Here is a 5,015-nt window from a genome sequence, read left to right as displayed (position 1 = left end):
ATCCAGCTCTGTACTGCCTGGGTCGTTGCCTTTGCGACCGGGATCCTCGCGCTCACGCATATGGATCCACCGCCGTGGCACAACGCGGCCGCCTCGTCCGCGTCGAGGGCTTCCTGCGCCGAGGCGATGGACGCCGGCAAAAGGACGAGCGCCGCGGCAATGCCGAACTTCCAGAAATTACCAGACATGCTCTTACTCCCAGTCAAACAGGAACGAGGACGGACGATCGTAGACTTCGGGAGCAAGAAGACTTCTCATGCGCGACCTCCCGGCGATCAGAAAGTAACACGGTAGTTGAGCCACAGGCGCAGCCTTTCGGGTGTAGCGTTAACCAGATATTTCAGCGTTTCCTCAGGCGCCGTCTCGCCGGCCGCGAGCCGGCAGTTGACGCTATAGGTGCCCAGATCCCCGTAGTCGGCCACGCAGGGCTTTTCGGTCAGGTTGCCGCCGAAGGTCGAGGTAACCGAAAGGGATAGGGTGCTGTTCAGGCTCGGATGAGTCTGGGTGAGAAAACCGAGCTTGAAGCTCGGCGCAATGCGGTATTTCTCGGCTTGTTCCCCGGTCCCAAATCCCCACAGGACGCCGCTGTTTTCGGTGAGCTGCGTGAGAAAATCGACATGCATGTCGACCCAATTGCTGTGGTACCACCGATTGAACGAGACCCAGCTTCCGTCCTGCAACTCGTAGCCGCCATTGCCGAGGCCCCTCGCGCGGTCGCTGAGCCAAGACCCCTGGTGGATATCGACGAGCGACGTGGTCATTTCCTGCGCCATCGCCGGCGAGACACCGAGGAATGCGCACAGCAGGAGTGCCGCTGCACCGAAACCACTTCGATTGTCGGACTTTTCGCGCATGCGCGCAGCACCTCGTCCCGTCGGATCCGGACGCGCCTTGTGGCAAACGGCTCCTCGGGCAGCCGCCGTGGCCGGATCATGCACCTGACGTTCGCATGGAGACCGTTACCGCGGGGTTATCCCAGCCGGCACGAATATAAGTTTTTGCTTGAAATCTTTGGGATTGAAGCCGGTTGTCGGCGATCGGGGCAGATCGCCGCGCGCAAAGCGGGATGCGCCCGGATGCTGCATCCCGCTCGCTGTCCTTGTCGGTGGTGTCGCGCAGAATCGGCGATTGCAGCCGGCCAACGCCTCAGGCCGCGTCGCGGACCTTCTGGATGCGCGAGCGGATCGCCTCGATCATCGTCTCGCGGATGATGGTTTCGCCATGCGTTTCACGCAGATGCTCGACCGCGCGGCGCATGACCTCCGCTTCTTCTTCTGCGCGCGTGTGCCAGTCACAGCCCGGGACGAGTGTTCCGCATTGGAATTCCTTCATGGTCGTTCCTTTCCTCTTTGGCGCGGCTCGGTTTGGACTTCCGTTCCATGTGCTTGTTTTCTAAGCAATTCCGTATGGGAAACCGCTGAGCACGTTCCTGGAATTGCTCAGTTGGACTACCATAACACACACTTCCGGTTTCGGTTGCATCGAAGCCGGGAGGCTGTTGGCTCGTCACGATCTTCATTGGAAACAAAAGGCGGAGCAACCTTGCCCCGCCTTCCTTGCTGCCTGATGCCCGCTTTAGATTGCATACCGTCTCCCCAAAACCTCTGAGCACTTTTGGGCGATGTGCATCGGGCGGGCCGTCACTTCATGATCTTGACCGCCTCGGCAATCTTGTTCTTGCCGCTCATGTCCCAGGAAACGCGAACTTTCTCGCCCGACTTGATGCCCGGATCCTTGAAGGCCTTGGACAGGGTGAAGGTCGATCCGTTGTCCAGAACAAGGCTCATGGCCGTTCCATCAAAGCTCTTGACCGTGCCCGTGGTGTGTTTGACCGCGGCGAACGCGGCGCCACCGGAGGCGAGAAAGGCAGCGGCTGCTGCCGTCACAATAAGCTTGCGCATGGCATGCTCTCCTGGAATGCGGGCACCGTGAGAGCGAGATGAAATCTCGCTCCAGGAAGGCACCCCTCTCGATCAGGGCCGTCCGGTCGCGTCGGGTCGCGGCCCATGGGGAGATGAACGGCCGGCGCTTCCCGACCCGGCAACCTTAAATAACTCAATTTTTTCAAAAGGATATTAGACGAAAAAGAAATCGCGCCTGCCACATTGGCCGCCAAGATTCGGCGAATGGGACATCAATGCGGCCAACCTTGCGTTCACCGGATTTTTACGGCCACTTTACCTCGGGCGGCATGCTGGAAAGGATCGAGGCGACATTGCCGCCGGTCTTCAGGCCAAAGATGGTGCCGCGATCGTGAAGCAAATTGAATTCGACGTAGCGGCCGCGCCGGATGAGCTGTTCGTCGCGGTCGCCGTCGGTCCAGTTCTGGTTGAAATTGCCCCGGACCAGATGGGAATAGACGACGAGGAAAGAACGGCCGACGTCCTGGACGAAACTGAAGTCGGCGTCCCAGCCGCCCTTGTCCTCGCCCGAATGCAGCCAATCGAAAAAGATGCCACCGATACCGCGCGGCTCGTTGCGGTGCGGCAGGAAGAAATACTCGTCGCACCAGGCCTTGAATTTCGGGTAGTCGGCCACGGCTGCGTTCTTCTCGCAGGCGAACTGCATGGCGCGGTGGAAGGCCAGCGTGTCAGGATCCTCCTGGGTGCGGCGCCGGTCAAGCACCGGCGTCAGGTCGGCGCCGCCGCCGAACCAGTGGCGCGTGGTCACGACCATGCGGGTGTTCATATGCACGGCCGGAACGTTGGGATTCCAGGGATGGGCGATCAACGAAATGCCGCTTGCCCAGAAGCGTGGATCCTCCTCGGCGCCGGGGATCTGCTTTCTGAATTCAGGCGAGAATTCGCCGTGGACCGTCGACGTGTGCACACCGACTTTTTCGAAGACCCGGCCGCGCATCATCGACATGGTGCCGCCGCCGCCTTTGCCCTCGTCGCGCTCCCAGGGGGTCTTCTCGAAGTGGCCGGGCGACCATGAGGATAGAGGTCCCTGAAGCTCCCGCTCGATCTGCTCGAACGTGGTGCAGATGCGCTCGCGCAGCGCCTCGAACCAGAGACGGGCCTTCATCTTCTTCTGCTCGATGTCGGCCGGCAGCCCCACGGGAAGGTCAGGTCTTTCCAATTCCGTCTCCAGTTACGGGCTTGCTTGCCCGACAAATGACTCGTCTTTTCAGGGCGCGATCCCTAATCTCTTAAAGGCAAGGGTCAAGTCCTGTCTGACCAAGGCGCAAAGGAGTTCCTTCGTGCGCACCCCGGCAAGACCGCCGCTGGATGGTTTGAAAAAGAGGCTGGAACGCTCGCGGGCCGAACGCGAGAAGCAGCCGCGCGACGGATTCCTGCGCGAGACCTTCGTGCTGCCGCGCCCGGCCGCGCGCCTCAAGGCGAAGGAATGGTTCGAGCGCTTCCCCAAGCAGGCCTACTGGACCGAGATCGAAAGCTGGTTCGAACGGCCGGGCGACGTCATCGAATTCACCATGCGGCGGCTGCCGGCGGCCGACTAGACCGGTCAAGGCGCCAGCAAACGCCTCGCTCCCGTTCCTTCCCTGGCCAGCCTATCGTCCTTGTTCCGGAGCGGACACTTGTCGATCGACATGCAGCCGCAGCCGATGCAGTCGCTCAGCCCGTCGCGCAGCTTCTTCAACTGGCTGATCTTGTGATCGAGCCCATCGCGCCAAGCCGTTGAAAGCAGATTCCAGTCTTCGCGCGTCGACGTGCGTCCCTCGGGCAGCGAGTGGAATGCCGCTGCGATCTCAGCCAGCGAGATGCCGACCTCCTGGGCGACGCGGATGATCGCCACCCGCCGCAGCACATCGCGGCCATAGCGGCGCTGGTTGCCCGCCGTGCGATGGCTGCGGATCAGACCGCGCGCCTCGTAGAAATGGAGCGCCGATACCGCAACGCCGCTGCGCATCGCCACCTGACCGACCGTCAATTCCTTCACCGCAACCATTTCGCAGTTTCCGCTTGACCTCAAGTTAGGTTGAGCTTGTAGCGAGGAAATCCTGACGAGGCAAATGCAGGAGAAGGCGATGTGCGCCTGGGTGAGAATCGCTGATTACCCTCCCCCTTGCGGGGAGGGTCGTGGAGCGGCATCGCGCAGCGACGCCGCGGAACGGGGTGGGGGTACTTTGTGGCCTTCGACCCCCACCCGGCAAGCTTCGCTTGCCACCCTCCCCACAAGGGAGAGGGTAGGGATCCTATCCGAGCTGGCGGAGCGCTTCGCCCGCGACCATCGCGACGGACAAGGCGACGTTGATGCTGCGCGCGCCCGGCCGCATCGGGATGGTCAATCGCGCATCCGCCGCCTGGTGAACCTCTTCCGGCACGCCGGCGGATTCGCGGCCGAACAGAAGGATGTCACCATTGGCGAAAGCGAAGTCGGTGTACGCGGTCGTCCCCTTGGTGGTGACCAACACCAAACGGCGCGCGCTCGTTCGGCGCCACTCCTCGAAGGCGCGCCAGTCGGCATGGCGGGAAAGCGCCGCCATTTCGAGGTAATCCATGCCGGCCCGTTTCAGGGCCCGGTCGGAGAGCGGAAAGCCGGCCGGCTCGATGATGTCGACACCGAGATCGAGGCAGGCGGCGAAGCGCAGGATTGTCCCGGTGTTGCCGGCGATATCAGGCTGGTAGAGCGCGATGCGGAGACGGCCGTTCATTTCCGCATCCTTCTAATAAGTGGCAGATCGGCCACAGGCGTCTCCAGCTTTCGGCGATTTCTGGACTGGCGGGTGGCCATTTTCTGCGAAGTCGAGTATATGCCGCTCATCGTCAACCCGAACCGAAGGAGGGGGACCACATGATGACCATGCACAACCAGTTCCTTTCCGGGCAGCTCCTCTCCGGGGCTCCAGTACGCCCAACGGCGGTTTCGGTACGACGATTCTTCTGACACTTTAAGCCCTATCGCACCGATTCCCGCCGAACCCAGTTTTCGGCTTTCGAAGGAATCTTGCGATGTTTTTCAAACTGCCAAAGGGGCGCCACGCCCCACCTGAACGTGTCGGGACCGACGCTCGTCGTCATGTCGGGACTGACGCTCGTCGTCATGTCCTGACC

The 5,015-nt window shown here is 61.7% G+C and carries 7 protein-coding genes and 1 pseudogene; 1 reads left to right on the top strand and 7 read right to left on the bottom strand.

Annotated elements, in window-relative coordinates; translation table 11 throughout:
- From EOA38_RS39810 to hemF, 5 genes and pseudogenes are all read right to left on the bottom strand, one after another.
- Nucleotides 1–188 (bottom strand): annotated as a pseudogene (locus EOA38_RS39810) (peptidase S8 and S53 subtilisin kexin sedolisin); the annotation flags it as partial.
- Nucleotides 189–275: 87 nt separating this feature from the next.
- Nucleotides 276–854, bottom strand: a complete 579-nt coding sequence (locus tag EOA38_RS27850; RefSeq protein WP_126092350.1) for a hypothetical protein — start codon at nt 852–854, stop codon at nt 276–278.
- Between the two features lie 292 nt (nt 855–1,146).
- Nucleotides 1,147–1,332 (bottom strand): DUF1059 domain-containing protein, encoded by a 186-nt coding sequence (locus EOA38_RS27845; RefSeq protein WP_040970995.1) that lies wholly within the window; start codon nt 1,330–1,332, stop codon nt 1,147–1,149.
- A gap of 308 nt (nt 1,333–1,640) precedes the next feature.
- Nucleotides 1,641–1,901 carry a DUF1344 domain-containing protein gene (locus EOA38_RS27840; RefSeq protein ID WP_126092351.1) on the bottom strand — a complete coding sequence of 87 codons (261 nt, stop codon included), beginning with the start codon at nt 1,899–1,901 and terminating at the stop codon, nt 1,641–1,643.
- Nucleotides 1,902–2,166: 265 nt separating this feature from the next.
- Nucleotides 2,167–3,081 (bottom strand): oxygen-dependent coproporphyrinogen oxidase, encoded by a 915-nt coding sequence (hemF, locus tag EOA38_RS27835; RefSeq protein ID WP_126092352.1) that lies wholly within the window; start codon nt 3,079–3,081, stop codon nt 2,167–2,169.
- A gap of 121 nt (nt 3,082–3,202) precedes the next feature.
- Here hemF and EOA38_RS27830 point away from each other — a divergent pair, with 121 nt between their 5' ends.
- Nucleotides 3,203–3,460, top strand: coding sequence for a hypothetical protein (locus EOA38_RS27830; RefSeq protein WP_126092353.1), 258 nt, complete (start codon nt 3,203–3,205; stop codon nt 3,458–3,460).
- Nucleotides 3,461–3,465: 5 nt separating this feature from the next.
- On the opposite strand, the gene soxR is transcribed toward EOA38_RS27830, so the two are convergent.
- Both soxR and EOA38_RS27820 read right to left on the bottom strand, forming a co-directional pair.
- Nucleotides 3,466–3,909 carry a redox-sensitive transcriptional activator SoxR gene (gene soxR, locus EOA38_RS27825; RefSeq protein ID WP_127300728.1) on the bottom strand — a complete coding sequence of 148 codons (444 nt, stop codon included), beginning with the start codon at nt 3,907–3,909 and terminating at the stop codon, nt 3,466–3,468.
- 247 nt (nt 3,910–4,156) lie between these two features.
- On the bottom strand, nt 4,157–4,615 hold the full coding sequence (locus EOA38_RS27820) for a tRNA (cytidine(34)-2'-O)-methyltransferase (protein ID WP_126092355.1): 459 nt from the start codon (nt 4,613–4,615) through the stop codon (nt 4,157–4,159).
- Nucleotides 4,616–5,015: the final 400 nt, after the last annotated feature.

This window comes from Mesorhizobium sp. M1E.F.Ca.ET.041.01.1.1 (genome assembly GCF_003997355.1).
In the GTDB taxonomy this organism is placed as follows: Bacteria; Pseudomonadota; Alphaproteobacteria; order Rhizobiales; family Rhizobiaceae; genus Mesorhizobium.
The sequence above is the reverse complement of the archived record's forward strand: the minus strand, read 5'-3'. Positions and strand labels throughout refer to the sequence as shown.